Genomic DNA, 25,130 nt, shown 5'->3' on the forward strand with positions numbered 1-25,130 from the left:
GCGCCGAAGCGTGAGTGGCAAAGCGCGTAAAGCGCTGAACTGGCAATCCAACGCTTCCGTTTCGGAATGCCCCGAAACAACTTAGCTGTCGTCGCGCACCATCAGCGGAAAACCCGCAAACTCTTTGACGGTCTGCAGCTCGGTGCTGGTGATCACCTTGTCGATCCCCAGACCGATGTCGTCGATCCAGGTGTTGGTGAGGTCGCGGTAGTGCGCGAGGTCGCGGCAGGCCAGGCGCACCAGGTAGTCGTAGCGGCCGCTCACCAAGTGGCAGGCAATCACCTCGGGGCAGGCCACCATGGCGGCCTCGAAGCGCTGCACCGTGGCCTGGCGCTGGTCTTTGAGGGCAATCTCGGCAAACACTGACACATGCTCGCCCAGCGCCTTGCGCGCCAGCAGCGCGCGGTAGCCCGCGATCAGGCCATCGTCTTCGAGCCGACGGATGCGGTTCAGCGTGGCGCGGGCCGAGAGGTTGACCTCTTCGGACAGGGCCTGGGCGCTCATGCGCCCGTCGCGCTGCAGCAGCTCCAGCAAAGTTTGGTCCACGCGGTCCAGTGCCATGCTCAGTCCAGGGTTTTGACCGCCGCAAGGCGGCGCAGCAACTGTTGCACGATGTCGGACTGCATGTCGCGGTACAGCAGGCCTTCTTCGGCCTCCTTGGCCAGCACCGCGGACTCGTTGAAGCTGATGTCGCGCTGCTGGATGATCTCGGTCTCGTCAATCAGATCGCGCCCCTGCGGCGTGCGCATGCGGAATTTCAGGCGGATGCGCAGCTGGAACTCGCGCACCTGGCCCGAGGCGTTCACGCCCACCACGGTCTTCTCACGCAGCTCCTGCAGGATGTCCACAATCACCTGCGGCGGCTGTCCACCAGCCGGTGGCGCCACCGGGCGCACGGCATCACCCAGGTAGCGGACCAGCTCGGACGCCACCGCACCACCCCGCTCGGGCGTGACGGCAATGGTCTCGAAGGCAAAGGTCTGTTTGCCGCGCAGCTTGAAGCCGCAGCCAGCCAGCAGGGCCGCAACGGGCAGGGCAATCAGGTGGCGGCGTTGCATCACAGGCTTAGACCACCACGTTGACCAGTCGGCCAGGCACCACGATGACCTTCTTGGCCGTGGCGCCTGCTGCGTGGCTCAAGAAAGCCTCGCTGGCCAGGGCGGCAGCTTCGATGGCTTCCTTGCTGGCGCCGGCAGGTACGCGCACCGCGCCGCGCAGCTTGCCGTTGACCTGCAGCACCAGCTCGATCTCGTCCTGCACCAGGGCCGAGGTATCGACTTGCGGCCAGGGCGCATCCAGCAAGTCGCCCAACGTGCTGGCGTAGCCCAGTTCAGACCACAGCGCGTGCGCCAAATGCGGCGTGGCCGGGTAGAGCACGCGCAGCAGAATACTGAAGCCTTCGATCAGCGCCACCTGGGCGCCCGCGCTGTCCAGAGCCTTGAAGCCCTCCAGCGCGTTGATCATCTTCATGGCGCCGGACACCACGGTGTTGTATTGCATGCGCTGGTAGTCAAAGTCCACCTGCTTGAGCACCGAGTGCATCTCCAGGCGCAGGGCTTTCGCCTCTTTGCCAAATTCAACATCTTTCAGGCTGCTAGCCCCCGTTGTATCTGCGCCAGCAGCTACAAAATCCATAGCAGACAGCTTGTAGCCAAAGTTCCAGACGCGGCGCAGGAAGCGGTAGCTGCCCTCCACCGCGGCGTCGTTCCATTCCAGTGTGGCCTCGGGCGGCGCGGTGAACATGGTGTAGATGCGGGCGGTGTCGGCGCCGTACTTGGCGATCAGTGCCTGGGGGTCCACGCCGTTGTTCTTGGACTTGGACATGGTGCCCACGCCCTCGTAGTCAATGGCGGTGCCCACGGGCAACCGGCCGTCGCCGCTGTCCGCTTCATTCTTGAGCTTGGCGCCCACCACCTTGCCGGCCTCGTCCAGCACATGCTCCACGTCATGCGGCCAGAAGTAGTCCTTGCCGCCCTTCGCAGTGCGGCGGCTGTAGATGTGGTTCAGCACCATGCCCTGGGTCAGCAGCTTGGTGAACGGTTCGTCCACCTTCACCAACCCCAGGTCACGCATCACCTTGGTCCAGAAGCGCGCGTACAGCAAATGCAGGATGGCATGCTCGATGCCGCCGATGTACTGGTCCATGCCGCTGCCACCGGTGGCCAGCTGTTGGTCCCGCATCCAATAGTCGGTGCCGCCGGCCACCATGGCCTCTGCGTTCTTGGGATCGCAATAGCGCATGAAGTACCAGGACGAGTCCACAAAGGTGTCCATGGTGTCGGTCTCGCGGCGTGCGGCCTTGCCGCACACGGGGCAGACCACCCCGGCGTGGAAGCCTTCGTGCTTGTGCAGCGGGTTGCCAGAGCCATCAGGCACGCAGTCCTGTGGCAGCACCACGGGAAGGTCTTTTTCGGGCACGGGCACGGCACCGTGCTCCTCGCAATGGATGATGGGGATGGGTGTGCCCCAGTAGCGCTGGCGGCTCACGCCCCAGTCGCGCAGGCGCCAGGTGGTCTTCTTCTCGCCCAGGCCCTTGGCGGCCAGGTCAGCTGCCACGGCGTCCACGGCGGCCTTGTAGGTCAGGCCGTCGTACTTGCCGGAGTTCACGGTCACACCGCGTTGCTTATCCCCGTACGAATCCGCCCAGACAGTGGACGAGAAGCTCTCGCCCTGCACCGCCACCACCTGCTTGATTTCAATGCCGTACTTCAGCGCAAACGCAAAGTCACGCTCGTCATGCGCCGGCACGCCCATCACAGCACCATCGCCATAACCCATGAGCACGTAGTTGCCCACCCACACCGGCACTTGCGTACCCGTCAGCGGGTGCGTGACAAACAGGCCTGTAGGCTGGCCCTTTTTCTCTTGCGTGGCCAGCTCGGCCTCGGTGGTGCCGCCGTGCTTGCACTCTTCAATGAAGGCGGCCAATGCGGCGTTGCCCACGGCCGCGTGCGCGGCCAGCGGATGCTCGGGCGCTACGGCGCAAAAGGTCACGCCCATGATGGTGTCGGCGCGTGTGGTGAACACATACATGCGGCCGTCGCCAATCAGTGCGCCACTCGCGTCCTTGATGTCGTGCGGGAAGGCAAAGCGCACACCTTCGCTCTTGCCAATCCAGTTTTCCTGCATCAGGCGCACGCGGTCGGGCCAGCCATTCAGCGTGGCCTTGTCGTTGCCCATCTGCACATGGTCCAGCAGCTCTTGGGCGTAGTCGGTGATCTTGAGGTAGTAGCCAGGGATCTCACGCTTCTCCACCACCGCACCGGTGCGCCAGCCCTTGCCGTCGATGACCTGCTCGTTGGCCAGCACGGTCTGGTCCACCGGGTCCCAGTTCACCACCTGGGTCTTGCGGTAGGCAATGCCTTTTTCCAGCATCTTGAGGAACAGCCACTGGTTCCACTTGTAGTAGTCCGGATCGCAAGTGGCGACCTCACGGCTCCAGTCAATCGCCAGGCCCATGGCCTGCATCTGGCCCTTCATGTAGGCAATGTTCTCGTAGGTCCATTGGGCAGGCGGTACCTTGTTCTTCAGTGCAGCGTTTTCGGCGGGCAGGCCAAACGCGTCCCAGCCCATGGGCATGAGCACGTTGTAGCCGTTCATGCGCAGGTAGCGCGTGAGCATGTCGTTGATGGTGTAGTTGCGCACATGGCCCATGTGCAGCTTGCCGCTGGGGTAGGGCAGCATGGAGCAGGCGTAGAACTTCTTCTTGCCCTCGTCCTCGGTCACGCGGTAGGCGTTCTGGCCGTTCCACAGGGGTTGGGCCCAATGGTCTTGGGCCGATTTTTCTACGTCGAGGTGCTGGTACTTGTCTTGCATTGGATGGGTGGGCAGCACAGGCGCTGCCAGAGGAGAAGCTGGAGGGATTTTAGGCGCTGCGCCGCGCGGCTCAGTTGCTGGCGGACGCGGGGGTACTGGGTGATTCGGGCTCGGCCACAAAGCCTATGCGGTTCAAGCCCGCTTTTTGGGCCAGTCCCATGACCTCCACCACCCGGCCATAGGGCACCGTGGTGTCTGCACGCAGCTGTACCTCGGTCAAGGGGTTTTGGGTGGCGGCCGTTTGAAAGGCCTGGGCCAGGACATGGGGTGGCGTGGGCTGGTCGGCCAGAAAAATCTGGCCGGTTTTGTCAATCACGACGGACAGGTATTTGGGGGCATCCGCCGCCTGCGCGCCCTCAGCCTGCGGCAGGTCTACCTTCACCGCACTCACCAACAACGGGGCGGTGATGATGAAGATCACCAGCAGCACCAGCATGACGTCGATCAACGGCGTCATGTTGATCTCGCTCATGGGCTTGGCGCCAGGGGTGCGCTCCAGGCGGCCGAAACTCATGCCCCCACGCTCCACCGCTGCGCGGGTCGCTGCCCCCCAAGGGGGCTAACTCGCCTTGGGGCGGCCCGGCGGCGAGTTGTTGTCATGGCTGCGACGTCAGCAACAGCTCGCGCAGATCGCGCGCAAAGCCTTCCAAATCCGCTTCGATGCGCCCGATGATGCGACCCAGGATGTTGTAGCCCAGCACGGCGGGAATGGCCACCGCCAGGCCCGCGGCCGTCATGATCAGGGCCTCGCCCACGGGGCCTGAAATCTTGTCGATGCTGATCTGGCCTGCGCCGGCAATGCCGATCAGCGCATGGTAGATGCCCCACACCGTGCCCAACAGTCCGACAAACGGCGCAATGGAGCCCACGGTGGCCAACAGCACCTGACCGGCCTGCAGGCGATGCAGCACGCCATGCAGCGCATCGCGCAGCACGCGCGTGAGCTGCTGGGAACGGTCACCGCCGGCAGCCAGCGTCCCCTGGGTGGGTACCTGGGTGGCGTCCACCAGCGGGGCCACCAGGGCCTCGCGGTCAAAGTTGCGCACCGCCTGCTGGGCCTGCGCCCAGTCTGGCGCCTGCCAGAACGCAGCGGTGCTGCGCGCCACATCGGCCAGTGCACGCGGCAAGAGCCAGCCTTTCCAGAGAATCACCACCCAGCTGCACACCGACATGCCCAGCAGCAGCACGGACACCGTGCTGCTCACCGCGTCACCCTTGAACAGCAGGTCGATCGCGCTCATTTCAGGTTCAGCACGTCAAACATGTCGAACAGGCCCGCCTTGCGTCCGGCCAGAAAGCGTGCGGCGCGCAGGCTGCCCTGGGCATAGGTGGCACGGCTGGAGGACTTGTGGCTGATCTCGATGCGTTCACCGGTGCCGGCAAACAGCACGGTGTGGTCACCCACGATGTCGCCACCGCGAATGGTGGCAAAGCCGATGCTGGACGGATCCCGCTCACCCGTCACGCCGTAGCGCTCATAAACAGCGCATTCCTTCAGGTCACGCCCCAAAGCACCCGCAATCACTTCCCCCATCTTCAGGGCAGTGCCCGACGGTGCATCGACCTTGTGGCGGTGGTGGGCTTCCACAATCTCGATGTCATAGCCCGTAGACAGCGCCTTGGCGGCCATCTCCAAGAGCTTGAGCGTGACGTTCACGCCCACGCTCATGTTGGGCGCCATGACGATGGCAATGTCCTTGGAGACCTCAGCAATCTCGGCCTTTTGGACGTCAGTGAAACCGGTGGTACCGATCACGACCGACACACCGAATTCACGGCACACCTGCAAGTGCGCGAGCGTGCCTTCGGGGCGGGTGAAGTCAATCAGCACGTCGCAGCCCTTCAGGCCTTGCTTCAAGTCCGAGGTGATCAGTACACCGCTGGACTGGCCACCGAACGCCCCGGCGTCCTGCCCCAGCGCGGGGCTGCCGACCATGTCCAGGGCGCCGCCCAAGCGGCAATCGTCGGCCGCACGCACGGCCTCAATCAACATCTGGCCCATGCGGCCGGAAGCGCCAGCAATGGCAATGGTGTGGGTCATGTCCCTGTCCTGTGGTGAAAAAATCAGGGCCCGGCAGCGGGCTCCAGTGGGGGGTAAACAGTAGGTGCGCCACCTGCTGCGGTACCCGGGGCGTCGGTCTTGGCAGGCGCGGGGAATTTGCTGAGGTTTTCTTCCGATGCTGTCAACGGGGGCAGCGGCCCCTTGATGGGGTTGGACTTCAGCGTGGCCACAAACTCGGATTCACTGGGCAGCTCGTCGGCCTCCACACGGTCCATGGCATCGCCCTTGAAGAATACCGTGACACGGCGTGCCTGGGGCTCTGCCCCCTGACGCTTGAGGGTGAACACATAGTCCCAGCGCTCGGCATGGAACACGCTCGTCAGCAACGAGGTGCCCAACACATCCTGCACCATGGCGCGCGGCATACCGGGACGCAGTACGGCCACTTGTTCACGCGTAACCACGTTGCCCTGGACGATGTCGATCTTGTAGGGAGTGATGGCCTGGGCGGCCTTGCTGCCCGCACCACTGAGCGAGCCGCAACCAGTCAGGGCCAGCAGAGTCAGGGCGACCCAGGAAGAAGCGACACCGCGGCACAGGTTATGGAGCATGGAAAGTAAGGGGCGATATGATCGTGCGATTGTAGCGGTTGGCCCTTGCCAGCCGGACTGGCCCCAGCGCTGGAAAGATGCCCATGAGCAACATCGATGAACTGAAAAATACGGGACTGAAAGCGACCGTGCCGCGCCTGAAAATTCTGGAAGTCTTCCAGCGTGGCACGCAACGCCACATGACGGCCGAAGATGTGTTCCGCGTGCTGCTGCAAGAGCGCTCGGACGTGGGCCTTGCCACCGTCTACCGCGTGCTCACCCAGTTTGAGCAGGCTAGCATTCTGAGCCGCAGCCACTTCGAGAGCGGCAAGGCGGTGTACGAACTCAACGAAGGCCAGCACCACGACCATTTGGTGTGCCTGGACTGTGGCAAAGTGGAAGAGTTTTACGACGCTGAGATTGAAAAGCGCCAGCATGCTGTCGCCAAGGCCAAGGGCTTCACCATCGCCGACCATGCGCTGAGCCTGTACGCCACCTGCACCAAAGACCAGTGCCCCAACCGCAAATCCTGAGGCTTTGCAGCGCAGCCTAGCCTTGGAGCATCGCCTTGCGGTGGCGCTCCACAAACTCCTGATAAGTGTCAATGCCGCGCAGTTGCAGGATGGTGTTGCGCACAGCCGCCTCCACCAGCACGGCGATGTTGCGACCGGCCACCACCTGAATCACTACCTTGCGCACGGGGATGCCCAGCACGTCCTGGGTCAGGGGTTCGTAGGGGATGCGTTCGTATTCGCGCTCCAGCGTCTCGCGGCGCACCAGGTGCACGATGAGCTTGAGGCGCATCTTGCGGCGCACCGCGGTCTCGCCAAAAATGCCACGGATATCGAGCAGCCCAATGCCGCGCACTTCCAACAGGTTCTGCAGCAGTTCGGGGCAACGCCCCTCAATCGTGGTCTGGTTGATGCGGTACAGGTCCACCGCGTCGTCAGCCACCAAACCGTTGCCACGCGAAATCAGCTCCAGGCCCAGCTCGCTCTTGCCAAGGCCAGACTCGCCCGTAATCAGCACACCCAAGCCCAGAATGTCCATGAACACGCCGTGCATGGACATGCGTTCGGCAAAGTGCTTGGACAGGTAGGCCCGCAGCACATCAATCACGAACGCCGACGACTCCTTGGTCGCAAACATGGGAATCTGCGCGCGCTCGCACATGGACAACAGCGCCTGCGGCGCGGCCTGACCGTCGGCCAGCACCAGCACGGGCGGCTCCAGCGTCACGATGCGTGCAATCCGGCGGGCACAGTCTTCGGGGGTGGCGTTGGTGATGTAACGGATTTCCCGCTCGCCCAGAATCTGTACGCGATAAGGGTGGATGTAATTCAGGTAGCCGACCAAGTCGGCACCGGAACGGGCCGCGCTGATGGCCACTTCGTCAAACCGGCGCTCGGAAGCCCCCAGACCCGCGACCCATTCCCAGCGCAAATGCGCCCGAAACTCCTCAAACAGAGCATCGGCACTGACCGCGGTGGGTTTCAAGGGCGTGGCCTCGGAAGAAAAATCAGGCCGCGCGGGCCGACTGCCAGCCAGAAATCAGGTCATACAGCAGGCCGCTGTCAGCGCAACTGGTGATTTGCTCGCGCAAAACGGCATCGCTGAGCAATTCAGCAATTTCAGACAGGATTTCGAGGTGCTTCTGGGTGGCCGCTTCGGGCACCAGCAGAAAAATCAGCAAACTGACCGGAATATCATCTGGAGCGTCAAACCCGATCGGGCTGGCCAGTTGGAACACTGCGGCCATGGGGGCCTTGAGCCCCTTGATACGTCCATGGGGGATGGCCACACCATGACCCAAACCGGTAGAACCCAACCGCTCCCGGGAGAACAGACTGTCGGTGACCAGCGCACGGCTCAGGCCATGCAGGTTCTCGAAAAGCAGGCCAGCTTCTTCGAAAGCCCGTTTCTTGCTGGTGACGTCGACTTGCGCAAGTACTTGCGAAGCGGAAAGGATGGACGCGAGTCGGTTCATGGTGTGAGCGAATTATGCACACAAAAAAACCGCCTATGAAAGGGCGGTTTTTGAGTGGCAGTCCCTAGCACTTTGGGGCTACATCAGACGCTTGGGAGCCTCGTGGTGGTGGTTTTGCAAGCGGTCCTTGTGGCGGACCACCTGGCGATCCAGCTTGTCGACGAGTTCGTCGACCGCGGCGTACAAATCCTCGTGGGCACTTTCGGCGAACATGTCGCTGCCCTTGACGTGGATGTTGCATTCGGCGCGTTGCCGTCGCTCCTTTTCCTTTTGCTTCTCAACGGTGAGTAGAACCTTGACATCTACCACTTGATCAAAGTGACGCATGATGCGATCGAGCTTGGTCGTGACATAACTACGCAGGGCCGGGGTAACTTCAAGGTGGTGACCGCTGATCGTCAAATTCATAAATAGCCTCCAGTTGCTCTCAGGGTTGACAAAGCCTTCCATTGGGATGGTCGGCACACGAAAAGCGGAATCTAAATGCGGTCGTCTTGAGAAAGACTATGCGCCCGAATCAGACCGAATGCAACGCATTTTTGTAATGCGATGCAACATCGAAAGGTCATTTGGGGACGGACGGCATGGCGGGCTGCAGGTTCAGGCGGCTGCCCAGCACAACGGCCAGGATACTGGCTGTTCCGCCCACAACGGCGGCCATCCAGTAGTTCTGCACCAGGCCAGCGGCATCACGGCTGATGATGGCACCGCCCACCAGTGCCGCCACGCCCATGGCGGCAGACTGAACCGCCGAATTCAGGGTCATGAAGGTGCCCCGCAGCGCTGGGTTGGCGGCCGAGGTGAGCATGGCCATGCCAGGAATCATGCGCCCGCTCATGCAGACAAAAAACAGGGTGGACACAGGCAAGGCCCAGTACAGGCCTACGGGCCCGAGCAAGGTAGTGGCCAGCATGGGCACGACCACGGCCACCGCCATTACACGGAAGGTCTTGAATTTGCCCCAGCTGTCGGCCACGCGGCCCACCCAGCGTGCCGAGACCAGGGTGGCCACACCACCGCAAAGGTAGATGTAGGGAATCTGGTCGGCATGCAACCCCACATTGGTCTGCATGTAAATGGTGATGTAGGGGATCACCGTGAACCCGGCAAACATCAACAGTGAAGAAAACATGAAGGCACGCTGGTGGTTGGCATCCTGCAACGCTTCGCGGATGCGGCTCCACGACGAGGCGGGTGCATGCAAGGCCAAGTGAGCATTGAGCACCGGCATGGACAGCTGCGCAAACACCATGAGCAGGAGGCACATGGCCGCAATGCCGAAAAATGGCACATGCCAGCCCAGGTGCGCCGCCAGGAACAGGCCCAGCGGCACCCCAGCCACGGTGGACACGGAAAAAGAGGTCATCACGATACCCATGGCGCGGCCGCGCCGCTCAAAGGGAATCACATCACCAATGATGGTCTGCCCCAGGGCAGACAACACGCCGCCAAAAATACCGGCACTGATGCGTGCAGCCATCAGCTCGCCATAGGTGGAAGCCAGGCCGCAAGCCAGTGTAGACAGTGCAAACAGGCCATACAGCACCAGCATCAGGCGCTTGCGGCCAAACCGGTCGATGTAGGTGGAGGCGGCCAGGCCGGAGACACCACCGGCCAAGGTATAGGCCGAAACCAGCAGTCCAAATTTCGCATCACTGATGCCAAACAGCTGGGTCAGGGCAGGGCCCAGCGGCATCATGATCATGAAGTCCAGGATGTTGGTGAACTGGATCCCGGCCAGGGTGATCAGAAGCCAGAGTTCACGGCGGGGAGTCAAGGCAATGGGCATGGGGTGAAAGCGAAGTGGGCGGCTGCAAAGCCAGCCGAGCACTCTATCACCGCCCTGACGGTGCGATAATTTCGGCATCGCAACATTTGGAGAGCGCTCCTTGGAAACCTACCCCAGTCGGTAGCTTTCAACTCCCACCACTGCATCGGGGTTGAAAGCACCATAGCCCTTTTGCAGACACCACCACATCGGGAGTGAGCCATGCTCAATATCTTTACGCTCGCCAACGGACGGCTCTTTCAGGAAGAGATCGAGTCGCTGGAAGAGCTTTCCAAATTCCAGCCCATCTGGGTCGACCTGGAATCGCCCACTATTGAAGAAAAGCGCTGGGTCAAACAGTACTACGGCCTGTCCATCCCGGAAGACGCGATGGACGAGGACATCGAAGAGTCCGCCCGCTTCTACGCCGAAGACAACGGCGAAATCCACATCCGCAGCGATTTCTTGGTTGCCGATGAAGACGAGCCCCGCGCAGTGCGCGCGGCTTTTATCTTGAATCTGGTGAACGACGACTTGAAGAGCAAAGGCGTCCTCTTCTCGATCCATGACGAAGACGTGCCCGTGTTCCGGCTTCTGCGCATGCGCGCACGCCGCGCCCCGGGCCTGATTGAAGACGCCAAGGAAGTGCTGCTCAAGCTGTTCGATGCCGATGCGGAGTATTCGGCCGACACGCTGGAAGGCATTTACGACGAGTTGGACAAGGTCAGCAAGAAAGTCTTGTCTGGCAACGTCACGGATGCCATTGCTGGCGAGGCGCTGGGAGCCATCGCCCGCCACGAAGACCTGAGTGGCCGCATCCGCCGCAATGTGATGGACACCCGCCGTGCGGTGAGCTTCATGATGCGCAGCAAAATGCTCAACGCCGAGCAGTTCGAGGAAGCGCGGCAGATTCTGCGCGATATCGACTCACTGGACTCCCACACCGCATTCCTGTTCGACAAGATCAACTTCTTGATGGACGCCACGGTCGGTTTCATCAATATCAACCAGAACAAGATCATCAAGATCTTCTCGGTGGCCAGCGTGGCGCTGCTGCCACCCACCTTGGTAGCCAGTGTCTACGGCATGAACCTGAAGTTCCCGGAACTGGAGTTTCTGGGGACCTGGAGTTATCCATATACCGTGGCGCTGATGGTGGCCACTGCGCTGGTGCCCATGTGGTACTTCTACAAACGCGGCTGGCTTCGATAAAAACAGCCCTCCAGCCCGCGTACTTATTGCGCGAGCAGCTCCTATTTTGATAGTGAACTGAGAAGCACGTGGATGATGTTGCGGGCGTAGATGCTGGCGACTTCGTTCACGAACTGGCTGAAATCCAGGTGCGCGCTGTCATCGGCCCGATCCGAGATGGTGCGCACTGCGGCGAACGGCACGCCATAGTCGGCACACACCTGGGCCACAGCCGCGCCCTCCATCTCCACGGCCAGCGGTGTATGGCCCGCAGCCGTCAAGGCCCCTACCAACGCCGCCACCTCGCTGGCGCCATTCACAAACCGGTCACCGCTGGCAATCAGACCGCAGTGCACGGCGGGCGCGCGGCCCTGGTGGAGCGTGCCTGCCAAGGCCTGGCCGGTTGCGCTTTGCAAGGCCGCGCACAGCGCCACTTCACCCGCAAACACCGCCTGCCCGTACAGAGGAACCTCATAACGCGGGAACAGCGGCGAGGCATCCATGTCATGCTGCACATAGGATGTTCCCACCACCACATCCCCCACCTGCACGCCGGCACCCACGCCACCCGCCACGCCCGTGAACACTATCCGACCCACACCGAAGTGGGCAATGAGCGCCGTGGCGGTAGTGGCGGCCGCCACCTTGCCAATGCGCGACAACGCCAGCACCACGGGCTGGCCACACAGGCGGCCACACCAAAACGTGCGACCGGCGTGCTCCACGCGCCGGGGGGATTCCAGTACCTCAATAAGCCCGGCCTGTTCTTCGGCCAGGGCGCTCAGAATGGCAATGGGGGCGGGGGCAGCAGCAGTCATGAAAAAGCGGGGTGGTTGAACGCAGACGTGAAGCGTAGCAGGCGTAAAAAAGCGACCCGAAGGTCGCCTTTCGTTTACCGCATAACTGCATCATTTATCACGCAGCTCGCGGCGCAGGATCTTGCCCACGGGGGTCTTGGGCAGCTCGGTGCGGAACTCCACCACCTTGGGCTGCTTGTAGCCGGTCAAGTTTTCCTTGCAGAAGTTGCGCACGTCTTCTTCGCTGAGGTTGGGGTCTTTCTTCACGATCACCAGCTTCACCGCTTCGCCGGTCTTGGCATCGGCCACACCCACGCAAGCGCACTCCATCACGCCGGGCAGCTGGGCCACCACGTCTTCGAGCTCGGTGGGGAACACATTGAAGCCGCTCACCAGAATCATGTCTTTCTTGCGGTCCACGATCTTGAAGAAGCCCTTTTCATCCACCACGCCAATGTCGCCGGACTTGAAGAAACCGTCGGCGGTCATGACTTTGGCAGTTTCGTCGGGGCGCTGCCAATAACCGGCCATCACCTGTGGCCCCTTGATGGCGATCTCGCCGCTCTGACCCATGGGCACTTCGTTGCCATCATCGTCCAGCAGCTTCAGATAGGTGCTCGGCAAGGGCACGCCAATGGTGCCGGTGTACTCGGTGGACGTAACAGGATTGCACGTGGCCGAGGGTGAGGTCTCGCTCAGGCCATAGCCTTCGCAAATGGAGCATCCGGTTTTCTCGAACCAGATTTTGGCCACGCCGCTCTGCACCGCGGTACCGCCTCCCACCGACACCTTCAGGTGGCTCCAGTCCACCGTGTTGAAGTCGGGGTGATTCGCCAGGCCGTTGAACAGCGTGTTCACGGCGGGGAAGCTGTGGATGGTGTGCTTGGTCAGCTCCTTGAGCACGCCGGGAATATCGCGCGGGTTAGGGATCAAGATCAGCTTGCCGCCCGTGCGCATCGACAGCATCATGCCCACGGTAAACGCGAAAATGTGGTACAGCGGCAAGGCGCAAACGCCCGTAGGTTGTTCACCCGTCGGCACCTTCTTCATGACCGGATCGTTCCAGGCTTCGGACTGCAGCACGTTGGCAATCACATTGCGGTGCAACAGCACGGCACCTTTGGAGACACCGGTGGTGCCGCCCGTGTACTGCAGCACGGCCACGTCGTCGGCCTTGGTGTCGGGCTTTTTGAAAGGAGCCTTGGTGCCCCGGGCAATGGCGTCATTGAAGCGCACCGCACCGATCAGGTTGAATGCAGGCACCATCTTCTTGACGTTGCGCACCACGTAGTTCACCAGCGCGCCCTTCAACAGGCCCAACTGGTCGCCCATGGCGCAGAGCACCACGTGCTTGACGGGGGTGGCAGCAATGCACTTTTCCAGCGTGGTGGCAAAGTTTTCGATGATGACGATGGCCTTGGCGCCGGAGTCCTTGAGCTGGTGCTCCAGTTCGCGCGGGGTGTACAGCGGGTTCACGTTCACCACGACAAAACCAGCACGCAGAATGCCGGCCACGGCCACGGGGTACTGGGGCACGTTGGGCATCATGATCGCAACGCGGTCCCCTTTGACTAGGCCCAGGCTCTGCAGGTAGGCCGCGAAGGCCTGGCTCAGGCTGTCGGTCTGGGCATAGGTCACTTCTTTGCCCATGAAGTTGTAGGCCACGCGGTTGGCGTACTTCTGGAAGCTCTCCTCCATCAATCCCACCAGTGACGGGTACAACGCGGCGTTAATGTCCGCTGGCACACCCTTGGGGTAACTGCTCAGCCAAATGCGATCTGTCATGTCCTTGTCTCCATCCTATTTTTTAGATCCAGCCTTTTTAGATCTGGCTGGGTATTCTCATCGCCCGGGGCCAAGCACGGGCGTGTGCTTTCCCTAGGTTTTCGTCCGGACCACTCAGGTTTTTAACGCGCCCAGCACCTCGTCAAGCATTTTCTTGGCGTCGCCAAACAGCATGCGGTTGTTGTCCTTGTAGAACAGGGGGTTGTCCACGCCCGCGTAGCCCGAGGCCATGCTGCGCTTCATCACGATCGAGGTCTTGGCCTTCCAGACTTCGAGCACCGGCATGCCGGCAATCGGGCTGGTCGGGTCGTCCTGCGCCGAGGGGTTCACGATGTCATTGGCACCAATTACCATCACCACATCGGTGGCAGGGAAGTCGTCGTTGATCTCTTCCATCTCAAACACGATGTCGTACGGCACTTTGGCTTCGGCCAACAACACATTCATGTGGCCGGGCATACGCCCCGCCACCGGGTGGATGCCAAAGCGCACGGTCACGCCTTTCTCGCGCAGCGTGCGGGTGATCTCGAACACCGTGTGCTGCGCCTGCGCCACCGCCATGCCGTAGCCCGGCACGATGATCACGCTCTTGGCTTCACGCAGCAGCTCGGCGGTCTCGCCTGCATTGAGGGCCACCACTTCACCGGCTGGCTGTACTGCTCCACCCTCAGCTTTGGGAGCAGCAGGGGCACTGCCAAAACCACCCGCAATCACGCTGATGAAGCTGCGGTTCATGGCATTGCACATGATGTAGGACAGGATGGCACCGCTGGAGCCGACCAGCGCACCGGTCACGATCAACAGGTCGTTGGAGAGCATGAAGCCTGTAGCCGCCGCGGCCCAACCGGAGTAACTGTTGAGCATGGACACCACCACAGGCATGTCCGCGCCGCCAATCGCCATCACCATGTGCACGCCAAACAGCAGCGCCACCACGGTCATCACGATCAGCGGTGTCATGCCTGCGTCCAGGGTTTCGGCGTGCAGGAACACGCGACCGAAGTACAGCACCACCAGCAGGCCCGCCAGGTTCATCCAGTGGCGGCCTGGCAGCAGCACAGGGCTGCCACCAATACGGCCAGAGAGCTTGCCGAAAGCGATCACGGAACCGGCAAAGGTGACGGCACCAATGAAGATGCCGATGTAGATTTCCAGTTCATGGATGGTCTTGGCCGCCCCCTCAAAGCCCACGGTGGCGGCGGGGTCCACGTAGGTTGCAAAGCCGACCAGCATGGCGGCCAAACCCACCATGCTGTGCATCAGGGCCACCAGCTCGGGCATCTGGGTCATTTGCACGGTGCGCGCGGCGTACAAGCCAACGCCGCCGCCGACCAGCATCGCACCGACGATCCAGGGAATGCCTGCCATCGTCACGGCAGGGCCAAAGATGGTGGCCAGCACAGCCAGCGCCATGCCCACCATGCCATACAGATTGCCGCGCAGGGCGGTGGACTGGTTGGACAGACCACCCAGACTCAGAATAAACAGAATGGTCGCGCCAATGTAGGAGACCGTAGCCAAACTTGCAGACATCTTCAGGTCTCCTTACTTGCGGAACATGGCCAGCATGCGCTGGGTAACGGCAAAGCCGCCAAACATATTGATAGCGGTCAGCACAATCCCCGCGGCCGCCAGCCAGGTGATCAGGCTGTCAGGCCGCCCCACGGCGCCGGCAATTGGCGAAATCTGCACCAGCGCACCGATGGCGATGATGCTGCTGATGGCATTGGTCACGCTCATCAGCGGCGTATGCAGCGCAGGTTTGACGTTCCACACCACCATGTAGCCCACAAAGCAGGCCAGCACAAACACCGTGAAGTGTCCCAGGAAGGCGGCCGGCGCGTAGCTGCCGATCAACCAGAACAGCAGGGCCGCTACAGCCATCAGAATGGCGAGGCTCTTGGCGGACATGGGTTCGCTCGCACCGCCGTGGCCGTGCGCGGGCTTCTTCGCCACCACGGGCGCGGCCTTGGCCGCAGCCGCAGGCGCCGCCGGCAGCTTGGGCGCTGGGGCCGGCCAGGTCACGCTGCCGTCCTTGATGACGGTCAGGCCGCGGATAGCGTCGTCCTCCATATTGATGTTGGCCACGCCGTCCTTCGCCTTGCACAGCTCCTCGCTCAGGCGGAACAGGTTGTTGGCATACAGGGTGGACGACTGTTTGGACAGGCGCGAGGCCAGATCGGTGTAGCCGACGATGGTCACGCCGTGCTTCACGACGGCCTGACCTGGCTCGGTCAACTCGCAGTTGCCGCCCTGCTCCGCCGCCATGTCCACAATCACGCTGCCCGGCTTCATGGAGCGCACCATCTCGGCGGTGATGAGCTTGGGTGCGGGCTTGCCGGGAATCAGCGCGGTGGTGATGATGATGTCCACCTCGCGGGCCTGTTTGGCATACATCTCACGTTGTGCCTGCTGAAAGCCCTCGCTCATGACCTTGGCGTAACCGCCGCCACCGCCGCCTTCTTCCTCGTAGTCCACCTTGACGAACTCGCCGCCCAGGGAGGTCACTTGGTCTGCCACCTCGGCACGCGTGTCGTTGGCACGCACGATGGCGCCCAAGCTGGCCGCCGTGCCGATGGCGGCCAGGCCCGCCACGCCCGCACCAGCGATGAACACCTTGGCCGGAGGCACCTTGCCCGCGGCCGTGATCTGACCGTTGAAGAAGCGGCCAAAGGCATTGGCCGCTTCAATGACCGCGCGGTAACCGCTGACGCCAGCCATGGAGGTCAGGGCGTCCATCTTCTGGGCGCGGCTCAGGGTCCGTGGCAGCGCGTCAATGGCCAGCACCGTGGCCTTGCGGGCTGCCAGCTGTTGCAGCAGATCGGGGTTTTGGGCAGGCCAGATGAAACTGACCAGCGTGCCGCCTTCGCGCAGCAACCCCACTTCGTTGCTGGATGGGCCTCGCACCTTGAAGACGATGTCGGATTGAGCCCAAAGTTCAGCGGCCGTGGCAACCACCTCAGCGCCCGCGGCACGGTAGCTGTCGTCGTCGCAGTTAGCCAAGGCCCCTGCGCCCGATTCGACGCTGACCCGGAAGCCCAGCTTGATCAGCTTCTCCACCACCTCCGGAACCGTGGCGACGCGTTTTTCTCCAGGAAAGATTTCTCTGGGAACACCGATACGCTGTCCTGTTTCAGTGGGAACACTGGTCTGCATAAAGCAACTCCTCAACGTGGATGGGGGCTTGGCCGTGGGGCGTGGTTCGCGACGGTAAGGTTCGCGAAAGGGTTCTGGGCGGCAACTTTAACTGAATTTCCCTGCGCGAATGCCCGTCTGGCGCCGCCTGCGAGACGGGTGCACGCAAAACAGCCCAACCCTGCATGCCCATAATCCCGCATGACCCAACGATGGAAACCCAGTGTCACCGTGGCCGCTGTCATTGAGCAGCAGGGCCGCTTTCTGCTGGTGGAAGAACATACGCCCGAAGGCCTGCGCCTGAACAACCCGGCCGGCCACCTAGACTCGGCGGAATCGCCCACTCAGGGTTGTTCCCGAGAGGTATTAGAGGAAACGGCCTATGCCTTTACGCCAACCTACCTGGTCGGCTTGTACCTGTCGCGCTTTCAGCGCCAGCGTGCGGACGGCCTGGAAGACGTGACCTACCTGCGCTTTGCCTACGCGGGCACTCTGGGCGCTTTCGACGCGCAGCGCTCGCTGGACACCGGCATTGAGCGCACCGTGTGGCTGACCGCAGACGAACTGCGCGCCAACCAGAACCGCCACCGCAGCCCGCTTGTGCTGCAGTGCATGGAAGACTACCTGCGTGGCCAGCGCTACCCGCTGGAGTTGGTCTATGCCGACGCCAGCCTTTGGAACCCTGCTGCACCGCTATAAAAACAGGAGCTGCTCGCGCACTATCGACGGGGGCTAAGGGCAATATTGATACTTAAACCCCGCCGAAGGGTGCCCCAGTAAAATAGGGGTATGAGCAAGCAACGCATCGTGGTGGGGTTGAGCGGAGGGGTGGATTCCGCCGTCACCGCGCACCTTTTGAAACAACAGGGCCACGAGGTGGTCGGCATCTTCATGAAAAACTGGGAAGATGACGACGACAGCGAGTACTGCTCCTCCAACATCGACTTTGTGGACGCGGCCGCCGTGGCCGACGTGCTGGGTATAGAGATCGAGCACGTCAACTTTGCCGCCGACTACCGCGACCGCGTGTTTGCCGAATTCCTGCGCGAGTACCAAGCCGGGCGCACGCCCAACCCCGACATCCTCTGCAACGCCGAGATCAAGTTCAAGGCCTTTCTGGACCACGCCATGCGCCTGGGCGCCGAGAAGATCGCCACCGGCCACTATGCGCGGGTACACCTGAACGAGTCCACTGGCCGACACGAGCTGCTCAAAGGCCTGGACCCGGCCAAAGACCAGAGCTACTTTCTGCACCGTCTGAACCAGGCCCAGCTGTCCAAGACCCTGTTCCCGGTAGGCGAGCTGCACAAGACCGAGGTGCGCCGCATTGCCGACGAGATGGGCTTACCCAATGCCAAGAAGAAAGACTCCACCGGCATCTGCTTCATTGGTGAACGTCCGTTCCGCGAATTCCTGAACCGCTACATCTCCAAGGAACCCGGTCCCATCAAGAACGCCAAGGGCCACACCATTGGCGAGCACGTGGGCCTGTCGTTCTACACGCTGGGCCAACGCCAGGGCCTGGGCATTGGCGGGCTCAAGGCCAAGGGCGCCCAGCGCGGCGGTGGCGACCATGCCCCCTGGTTTGTGGCGCGCAAGGACATGGAAACCAACACCCTATGGGTGGTGCAAGGGCATGACCATCCTTGGCTGCAGTCGCTGATGCTGCAGGCGCAGGACGCCAGCTGGGTGGCGGGCCAGGCGCCGACCGACGCAGACATGGCCGCCAAGACCCGCTACCGGCAGGCGGACGCACCGTGCCATGTGCACGCAGATTCCAGCACCACCTTCCAGCTAAGCTTCCCCCAAGCGCAGTGGGCTGTGACCCCCGGCCAATCCGCCGTGCTGTACGACGGCGAGGTGTGTCTGGGCGGCGGCATCATCACCGCGTCCCCCGCTGCGGTCTGAGCCCCCGGCATCGCCACGGGTGCGCAAAGGGAAAACCGTGACATGGTTGGCGCAGCGCTGTGCAAAGCTGGTGCTAACATCCAGCACAACAAGCGAATTGCATACAGTTTGCCAGGAACCACCTCACGAACCACTGCCATGTTCCACGTACTTCGCAATGCAGATGGGTCCATCGCCTCGCTGTCTCGGCAAGAGCGCGCGGGGGGCGAGTTTCTGGACGATACCCACCCCGACATCGTAGGCTTCATGGGTGCGCGATCCACGGAGCCGGGGTTCGACGCAGCCGATGCGGAGTTTGTGCGCGTGCTGGAAGACTTGATCGACACACTGATCATGAAGAACGTGATCCGCCACACCGATTTGCCAGCCGCAGCGCAGCGCAAACTGACACTGCGCAAGGGCTTGCGCAACCGCATGCAAGGTGCGCTGAACTTGCTGGGCGGAGACGACCGTCTGCTGTAACCCATGGTGTCCACTCCCCCTTCAACACCCACCCACCAACCCAAGCCCACCGCCTGGCGCTTGGGTGAGCACAGCGTCCATTTCGATCCGCTGCTGGACAGTGTGGTGGCGATTGCCCGGATCTTTGGCATCTCTACCAGCCAGGAGGCCTTGTCCGCAGGGCTACCGCTGGAAAGCAACCTCGTCACCCCTGCCTTGCTGCCGCGCGCGGCAGCCCGTGCCGGACTGACCGCACGACTGGCGCGGCGTGCGCTCGCCAACCTCCGGCCCGGGCTACTGCCGGTGATCCTGATGCTCAAGGACAAGCAGGCCTGCCTGCTGCTGGAGTGGATGGATGACGGACAAGCCCGTGTGCGCTTTCCAGAAAGCGGTGAATCGGGGGATGTGCTGCCCAAGGAAGAGCTGGAAGCACTGTTTGCCGGTGTAGTGTTTTTTGTGCGGCCGGTGTTCAAGTTCGACCCACGCACGCCACAGACCGGCGATGTCAAAGCACGCCACTGGTTCTGGAGCGTGGTGTTCCAGAACTGGCGCCTGTACCGTGACAGCCTGTTGGCGGCCCTATTGATCAACCTTTTTGCGTTGGCCATGCCCATGTTCTCCATGACGGTCTATGACCGCGTGGTTCCCAACCGAGCAGAAGAAACACTGTGGGTGCTGGCGATTGGCGTGCTGGTGATGATGTGCTTTGACGCCGCGCTGCGCGTGCTGCGCGCCTACATCCTGGACACGGCGGGCAAACGCATCGATGTAACGCTGTCCTCGCGCATCATGGAGCGGGTACTGGGCCTGCGCATGGCCGACCGCCCAGCGTCGGTCGGCTCATTTGCAGCCAACCTGCGCGCCTTTGAATCGGTGCGTGACTTTGTGGCGTCTGCCTCCATCACCACCCTGGTAGACCTGCCGTTTGTACTGGTGTTCTTTGTCGTCATCATCTGGATTTCACCCTGGCTGGTGCTGCCGCCGCTGGTGTGCATCGGCATGCTGCTGGTGGCTTCGCTGGTGGTGCAGCAAAAGATGCAGGAGCTGGTGGACGTCACCCAGCGCGCGTCTTCGCAGCGCAACGCCACACTGGTGGAAAGCCTGGTGGGCATTGAGACCATCAAATTCATGGTGGCTGAAAGTGCTTTTCAGCGCAAATGGGAACAGTCCACGGTGTTCTTGGCGCAAAACAGCACCAAGCTCAAGTTGCTGTCCAATGCCACGCTGAACTTTGCGCAAATGATGCAGCAGCTGGTGTCAGTCACCACCGTGATCGTGGGCGTGTACCTGCTGATGGCTAACCAGATCAGCATGGGCGCCATCATCGCGGCCTCCATGCTGGCCGGGCGTGCCATGGCGCCGTTTGGCCAGGTGGCCGGACTGCTGATGCAGTACCACAATGCCAAAAGCGGGTTGGCGTCGATTGCCAACCACATGCAAACACAGCCCGAACGCGCGGACGACGCCGCGTTTTTGCACCGCGCCGGATTCCAAGGAACCATTGAATTCAAGAACGTCAGCTTCTCCTACCCCGGGCAACAGCAGGCCGTGCTGAGCCGTGTGTCGTTCAAGATCCATGCTGGCGAGAAGGTGGCCTTCATTGGCCGCGTCGGGTCGGGCAAGTCGACCATCCAGCGCCTGATCTTGGGCCTGCACCAGCCCACGGACGGTGCCATCCTGATTGACGGCATTGACCTGCGCCAGATTGACCCGGCCGAGCTGCGTCGGGCCGCAGGCTTTGTCTCACAAGACGTCAGCCTCTTCTACGGAACATTGAAAGAAAACATCGCCCTGGGCGCCCCTTTTGCCGACGATCAGGACGTGATCGCAGCGGCTGAGATTGCCGGTGTCACCGAGTTTGCCAATCGCCACCCGCGCGGCTTTGACATGCCCATTGGCGAACGCGGTGAATCGCTTTCGGGCGGGCAACGCCAGGCCGTTGGAATTGCACGCGCCGTGCTGAACGACTCGCCCATTCTGTTGCTGGACGAACCCAGCAGCGCCATGGACCACCAGAGTGAGGATCTGCTCAAGGCGCGCCTGCGCCGCTTCACCATCGGCAAGACCGTGGTGCTGGTGACGCACCGCACCTCGCTGCTGGAGCTGGTGGATCGCCTGATCGTGATTGACAACGGCCAGATCATGGCCGATGGCCCCAAGGCCCAGGTGGTGGAAGCCTTGCAAAGCGGCCGCATTGGGAGGGCTGTGTAATGGCAACTGCTCCCTCCGCACCGAAATCCTCCAAGCTCATGGCGCTGTGGGGCCGCTTTTATGGCTGGTGCTCGCGCTGGATCGACCGCGGCCTGCTGGCCGTCACCGGCAAACACAGCGACCAAGACAGCGACTTTGACGCCAATGCCGATTGGGCGATTGCCGAGCAAACGCCCAAGGGTGCGCGCATTCTCATATGGCTCAGCCTGATCGCGGCGGTGGTGTTGCTGGTGTGGTCGGCATTTGCCGTGCTGGACGAGGTCACGCGCGGCGAAGGCAAAGTGATACCGTCACGCCAGATCCAGATTCTGCAAAGCTTGGACGGCGGCATCGTGTCCGAGATCCTGGCGCGCGAAGGCCAGACCGTGAAGGCCGGCGACCTGCTGCTCAAGGTGGACCCCACACGCATGGTGTCCTCGTTACGGGAAAACCAGTCGCAGTACCTGTCATTACTGGCCAAGGCAGCGCGTCTGCGCGCACTGGCAGAGGGCTCACGTTTTATCCCTCCAGACGAAGTGACGAAGCAGGCACCGGAGATCGTGGAACAGGAACGCACGTTGTACGAATCGCGCCGGGCAGAGCTGGATGCGACGATTGGTGTAGCCCGTCAGCAATCCACCCAACGCTCGCAGGAGCTGATCTCGGTGCGCGCACGGCGTGAACAGGCCTCGCAAAGCTACAACCTGACCGCGCGAGAACTGGACATGACACGCCCATTGGTGAAAACTGGGGCGGTGTCGGATGTGGAACTGCTGCGCCTGGAGCGTGACGTGGCCCGTTACCGCGGTGAGCGCGACAGTGCAAGCTCCGACATCCCGCGCCTGGAGTCGGCCGTGGCGGAGGCTAACCGCAAGATCCAGGAGGTGGAGCTGACCTTCCGCAACATCGCACGCTCCGAAATGAGCGAGGTGAATGCCAAGCTCAATGCACTGTCTGAAGGCAGTGCCGCGCTGGAGGACCGCGTGAAGCAAACCGAGATTCGCTCCCCCGTGAATGGCACCGTCAAGCAGCTCAAGGTCAACACGGTGGGTGGTGTTGTGCAACCTGGCAAGGACGTGATTGAGCTGGTACCGTCAGACGACGCGCTACTGCTGGAAGCCAAGGTATTACCGCGCGACATCGCCTTCCTGCGGCCTGGGCAAAAAGCGCTGGTCAAATTTACCGCTTATGACTTTGCCATCTATGGTGGACTGGAAGCCACACTGGAGCAGATCAGCGCGGACAGTGTGGTCGATGACAAAGGCAATGCCTACTTTGTGGTGCGCGTGCGCACGCTGTCCAACAGCATTGGCCCCCAGAAGTTCCCCATCATTCCCGGCATGGTCGCAGAAGTGGACATCCTTACGGGTAAAAAATCGGTACTGTCGTATTTGCTGAAACCCATCTTGCGAGCCCGCGCGAAGGCGATGACCGAACGATGAGCGGGGCCAAGGCTTGGGTCTATGCGACGCGCGACGCGGGTTTGCGCCTGCACTGGCAAAAAGCATTGGGGCACCCCAAAGCTTTTGCCGCGGCGAGTTTTCAGGAACTGCATGCGCTCGCTTTGCCAAAGGGAGCTCAAATTTGGCTTGATTTGGCCCTGCCCGACCTACCCAAGTGGCAAGACCCGACTTGGCAAGCTCTGTGGGGAAATGCAGGGCACCGTGTCATTGCGGCAAGCTCCAACCCCAAGGATGACGAGGCCATGGCGGCTCTCGACGCCGGTTGCGCAGGGTATTGCCATGCATTTTCAGACCCCGGCACCTTGCGCCAAATCCAACAAGTAATCCAAACAGGACATGTCTGGATTGGCTCCGCTCTGATGCAAAGGCTGATCCGCGGCGCCAATCTGGCCGCCCCCCTGGTCTCTGCACCCTCTTCTACATGGAGCAGTTTGCTGACCCACCGGGAGACTGAGGTGGCCGTGATGGCCGCCAAAGGAGCCTCCAATTTGGACATTGCGGGTGCCTGCAGAATTTCCGAGCGCACGGTGAAAGCGCATCTCAGCGCCGCTTTTGAGAAACTAGGCGTCTCCGACCGCCTGCAGCTGGCCTTGAAAGTCCACGGAATCCAATAAAAAAGCACAAAACCTGTACCCAAGGACAATAGCCACGCGCACCGCCTTCCCCTAGAGTCAGCTGATCCAATTAGCTGAATTCCGGAGTTTTCATGGCTGCCAATCAAGTTTCCGCCCAAGCACGTGGTGTTGTCGTTGTTCTGCAAGGCAATGCATGGATCGTGAACCCGGATGGCAGCCGTAAAGCCTTGCGCCTGGGCGATGAAGTTCAAGAGGGCCAGGTCATCGCAACAGAAGATGGCACGCGGCTTGAACTGGCCATGCCCCATGACCAGCTCATCACTGTCGAATCTGGCCGTGAACTGCTGATTGACGCCAACCTGCTGGGAACGATCAAGACCGACCCGACGGAAACTGCACTCAAGGATCTCAACAGTGGCGCGGAGGCGATTGCCAAGGTTCTCGCTAGTGGAACAGGCGACCTTTCCGCGGAACTGGACGCCACCGCCGCAGGCCTTTCTGGCGGTGATGCCAGCGACTCACACAGCTTTGTCCGGGTGTTGCGCATCAACGAAGAGTTGACCCCATTGGGCATCCAGCGCGACAACAACCAGCAGGATGTCACCGAATTTGATCCATCGGGGGTAGCCAACCCGCCCACGACCACCGCATCGGGAACCACAACGCCACCTGGCTCCCCCAGCGTCTCCGTCCCCGATGAGAACGGCGCAGGGTTTGCGGGCAACAAGACGGTCGCCGAGACCGATGGCGCCATCCCCGGTGAGTTCACCGTCTCCGCGCCTGCCGGCCTGGCCAGTATTTCCGTGGGCGGCACAACCCTGAGCGCAGCTCAGCTCGCCGCTCTGGGCACCACGCCTGTCTCCATCACCACCACCGATGGCACGCTGGTGCTCAATGGCTACGCCCCTGCCACCGGCAAGGTCAGCTATACCTTTGATCCCGTGGTGCACAGCTCCAATGCCTCCGTCACCGCAGCTTTTCCCGTCACGGTCACCGATTCCCTGGGCGCCACCAGCACAGCCAACAACCTCGATATCGTCATCACCGACAGCAAGCCCGTCGCTGTCAATGACGCCGCCTCCATCACCGAGGACGCCGCCACCAATACCGTCTCTGGCTCGGTGCTCACCGGCACTGGCGCCGATACCGTGGGCGCTGACACCAACGCCACCCCGGTCACCCCCGCGACCGTGACCCTCTCCTATGGCTCTCTGGTCTTGAACGCCAATGGCTCTTACACCTATACGCTGGACAACAGCAATGCCACGGTCAATGCACTCAACGATGCCAGCGCTCCTCTGACCGATACCTACACCTACACCATCACCGACGGTGATGGCTCCACCTCCACCGCCACCCTGACCATCTCCATCAATGGCCATACCGATGGCTCCCCCAGCGTCTCCGTCCCCGATGAGAACGGCGCAGGGTTTGCGGGCAACAAGACGGTCGCCGAGACCGATGGCGCCATCCCCGGTGAGT

24 protein-coding genes are annotated in these 25,130 nt (G+C 61.9%); 9 read left to right on the plus strand and 15 right to left on the minus strand.

The window, feature by feature from the left end; all coding sequences use genetic code 11:
- Nucleotides 1–81: 81 nt before the first annotated feature.
- The 7 genes from J2X15_RS07850 to J2X15_RS07880 form a co-directional block, all read right to left on the minus strand.
- Nucleotides 82–561: an Lrp/AsnC family transcriptional regulator gene (locus J2X15_RS07850; protein ID WP_310341142.1), complete on the minus strand. Its 480-nt coding sequence runs from the start codon at nt 559–561 to the stop codon at nt 82–84.
- A 2-nt stretch (nt 562–563) separates the two neighbouring features.
- Complete coding sequence (locus J2X15_RS07855; protein WP_310341144.1) at nt 564–1,058, minus strand: LPS-assembly lipoprotein LptE; 495 nt, start codon at nt 1,056–1,058, stop codon at nt 564–566.
- 7 nt (nt 1,059–1,065) lie between these two features.
- On the minus strand, nt 1,066–3,816 hold the full coding sequence (leuS, locus tag J2X15_RS07860) for a leucine--tRNA ligase (protein WP_310341146.1): 2,751 nt from the start codon (nt 3,814–3,816) through the stop codon (nt 1,066–1,068).
- A gap of 70 nt (nt 3,817–3,886) precedes the next feature.
- Entirely contained in the window at nt 3,887–4,330 is a 444-nt protein-coding gene (locus tag J2X15_RS07865; RefSeq protein ID WP_310341148.1) for an ExbD/TolR family protein, read from the minus strand.
- An 82-nt stretch (nt 4,331–4,412) separates the two neighbouring features.
- On the minus strand, nt 4,413–5,057 hold the full coding sequence (locus tag J2X15_RS07870; protein WP_310341150.1) for a MotA/TolQ/ExbB proton channel family protein: 645 nt from the start codon (nt 5,055–5,057) through the stop codon (nt 4,413–4,415).
- Nucleotides 5,054–5,857, minus strand: a complete 804-nt coding sequence (dapB, locus tag J2X15_RS07875) for a 4-hydroxy-tetrahydrodipicolinate reductase (RefSeq protein ID WP_310341153.1) — start codon at nt 5,855–5,857, stop codon at nt 5,054–5,056. Before dapB ends, J2X15_RS07870 begins: the two co-directional genes overlap by 4 nt.
- 23 nt (nt 5,858–5,880) lie before the next feature.
- Nucleotides 5,881–6,429: an outer membrane protein assembly factor BamE gene (locus tag J2X15_RS07880; RefSeq protein WP_310341156.1), complete on the minus strand. Its 549-nt coding sequence runs from the start codon at nt 6,427–6,429 to the stop codon at nt 5,881–5,883.
- A gap of 83 nt (nt 6,430–6,512) precedes the next feature.
- Here J2X15_RS07880 and fur point away from each other — a divergent pair, with 83 nt between their 5' ends.
- Nucleotides 6,513–6,941, plus strand: coding sequence for a ferric iron uptake transcriptional regulator (fur, locus tag J2X15_RS07885; RefSeq protein ID WP_310341159.1), 429 nt, complete (start codon nt 6,513–6,515; stop codon nt 6,939–6,941).
- 16 nt (nt 6,942–6,957) lie between these two features.
- On the opposite strand, the gene hprK is transcribed toward fur, so the two are convergent.
- The 4 genes from hprK to J2X15_RS07905 all read right to left on the minus strand — a co-directional run bounded on the left by hprK (nt 6,958) and on the right by J2X15_RS07905 (nt 10,184).
- Nucleotides 6,958–7,905: an HPr(Ser) kinase/phosphatase gene (gene hprK / locus J2X15_RS07890; RefSeq protein ID WP_310341162.1), complete on the minus strand. Its 948-nt coding sequence runs from the start codon at nt 7,903–7,905 to the stop codon at nt 6,958–6,960.
- 22 nt (nt 7,906–7,927) lie between these two features.
- Nucleotides 7,928–8,395: a PTS sugar transporter subunit IIA gene (locus tag J2X15_RS07895; protein ID WP_310341165.1), complete on the minus strand. Its 468-nt coding sequence runs from the start codon at nt 8,393–8,395 to the stop codon at nt 7,928–7,930.
- A gap of 78 nt (nt 8,396–8,473) precedes the next feature.
- Complete coding sequence (hpf, locus tag J2X15_RS07900; RefSeq protein ID WP_296472434.1) at nt 8,474–8,803, minus strand: ribosome hibernation-promoting factor, HPF/YfiA family; 330 nt, start codon at nt 8,801–8,803, stop codon at nt 8,474–8,476.
- 157 nt (nt 8,804–8,960) lie between these two features.
- Nucleotides 8,961–10,184, minus strand: coding sequence for an MFS transporter (locus tag J2X15_RS07905; RefSeq protein ID WP_310341169.1), 1,224 nt, complete (start codon nt 10,182–10,184; stop codon nt 8,961–8,963).
- 201 nt (nt 10,185–10,385) lie between these two features.
- Between J2X15_RS07905 and J2X15_RS07910 the strand changes: the two genes are divergently transcribed.
- Nucleotides 10,386–11,375: a magnesium and cobalt transport protein CorA gene (locus J2X15_RS07910; protein WP_310341170.1), complete on the plus strand. Its 990-nt coding sequence runs from the start codon at nt 10,386–10,388 to the stop codon at nt 11,373–11,375.
- 41 nt (nt 11,376–11,416) lie between these two features.
- Here the strand turns inward: J2X15_RS07910 and J2X15_RS07915 are convergent, their stop codons facing one another.
- From J2X15_RS07915 to J2X15_RS07930, 4 genes are all read right to left on the minus strand, one after another.
- Entirely contained in the window at nt 11,417–12,172 is a 756-nt protein-coding gene (locus tag J2X15_RS07915; RefSeq protein ID WP_310341172.1) for a 5'-methylthioadenosine/adenosylhomocysteine nucleosidase, read from the minus strand.
- Nucleotides 12,173–12,262: 90 nt separating this feature from the next.
- Nucleotides 12,263–13,936 carry a long-chain-fatty-acid--CoA ligase gene (locus J2X15_RS07920; protein ID WP_310341175.1) on the minus strand — a complete coding sequence of 558 codons (1,674 nt, stop codon included), beginning with the start codon at nt 13,934–13,936 and terminating at the stop codon, nt 12,263–12,265.
- Nucleotides 13,937–14,050: 114 nt separating this feature from the next.
- The gene (pntB, locus tag J2X15_RS07925; RefSeq protein WP_310341177.1) at nt 14,051–15,469 is read right to left on the minus strand and encodes a Re/Si-specific NAD(P)(+) transhydrogenase subunit beta; all 1,419 of its coding nucleotides are present in this window, start codon (nt 15,467–15,469) and stop codon (nt 14,051–14,053) included.
- A gap of 12 nt (nt 15,470–15,481) precedes the next feature.
- Entirely contained in the window at nt 15,482–17,092 is a 1,611-nt protein-coding gene (locus J2X15_RS07930) for a Re/Si-specific NAD(P)(+) transhydrogenase subunit alpha (RefSeq protein ID WP_310341180.1), read from the minus strand.
- 180 nt (nt 17,093–17,272) lie between these two features.
- Between J2X15_RS07930 and J2X15_RS07935 the strand changes: the two genes are divergently transcribed.
- From J2X15_RS07935 to J2X15_RS07965, 7 genes are all read left to right on the plus strand, one after another.
- A complete protein-coding gene (locus J2X15_RS07935; RefSeq protein WP_310341182.1) occupies nt 17,273–17,770 on the plus strand; it encodes an NUDIX hydrolase in 498 nt (165 codons plus the stop codon).
- Nucleotides 17,771–17,860: 90 nt separating this feature from the next.
- Nucleotides 17,861–18,979: a tRNA 2-thiouridine(34) synthase MnmA gene (mnmA, locus tag J2X15_RS07940; RefSeq protein WP_310341184.1), complete on the plus strand. Its 1,119-nt coding sequence runs from the start codon at nt 17,861–17,863 to the stop codon at nt 18,977–18,979.
- 138 nt (nt 18,980–19,117) lie between these two features.
- Nucleotides 19,118–19,441, plus strand: coding sequence for a hypothetical protein (locus tag J2X15_RS07945; RefSeq protein ID WP_310341186.1), 324 nt, complete (start codon nt 19,118–19,120; stop codon nt 19,439–19,441).
- Between the two features lie 3 nt (nt 19,442–19,444).
- A complete protein-coding gene (locus J2X15_RS07950) occupies nt 19,445–21,631 on the plus strand; it encodes a type I secretion system permease/ATPase (protein WP_310341188.1) in 2,187 nt (728 codons plus the stop codon).
- The gene (locus J2X15_RS07955) at nt 21,631–23,052 is read left to right on the plus strand and encodes an HlyD family type I secretion periplasmic adaptor subunit (protein WP_310341190.1); all 1,422 of its coding nucleotides are present in this window, start codon (nt 21,631–21,633) and stop codon (nt 23,050–23,052) included. Before J2X15_RS07950 ends, J2X15_RS07955 begins: the two co-directional genes overlap by 1 nt.
- Nucleotides 23,049–23,687, plus strand: coding sequence for a response regulator transcription factor (locus tag J2X15_RS07960; protein WP_310341193.1), 639 nt, complete (start codon nt 23,049–23,051; stop codon nt 23,685–23,687). The genes J2X15_RS07955 and J2X15_RS07960 overlap by 4 nt, the downstream gene beginning before the upstream one ends.
- A 92-nt stretch (nt 23,688–23,779) precedes the next feature.
- A partial coding sequence (locus tag J2X15_RS07965) for a retention module-containing protein (RefSeq protein ID WP_310341194.1) occupies nt 23,780–25,130 on the plus strand: 1,351 nt, incomplete at its 3' end.

The sequence above is a fragment of the Rhodoferax saidenbachensis genome (assembly GCF_031457975.1).
Taxonomy (GTDB): domain Bacteria; phylum Pseudomonadota; class Gammaproteobacteria; order Burkholderiales; family Burkholderiaceae_C; genus Allorhodoferax; species Allorhodoferax saidenbachensis_A.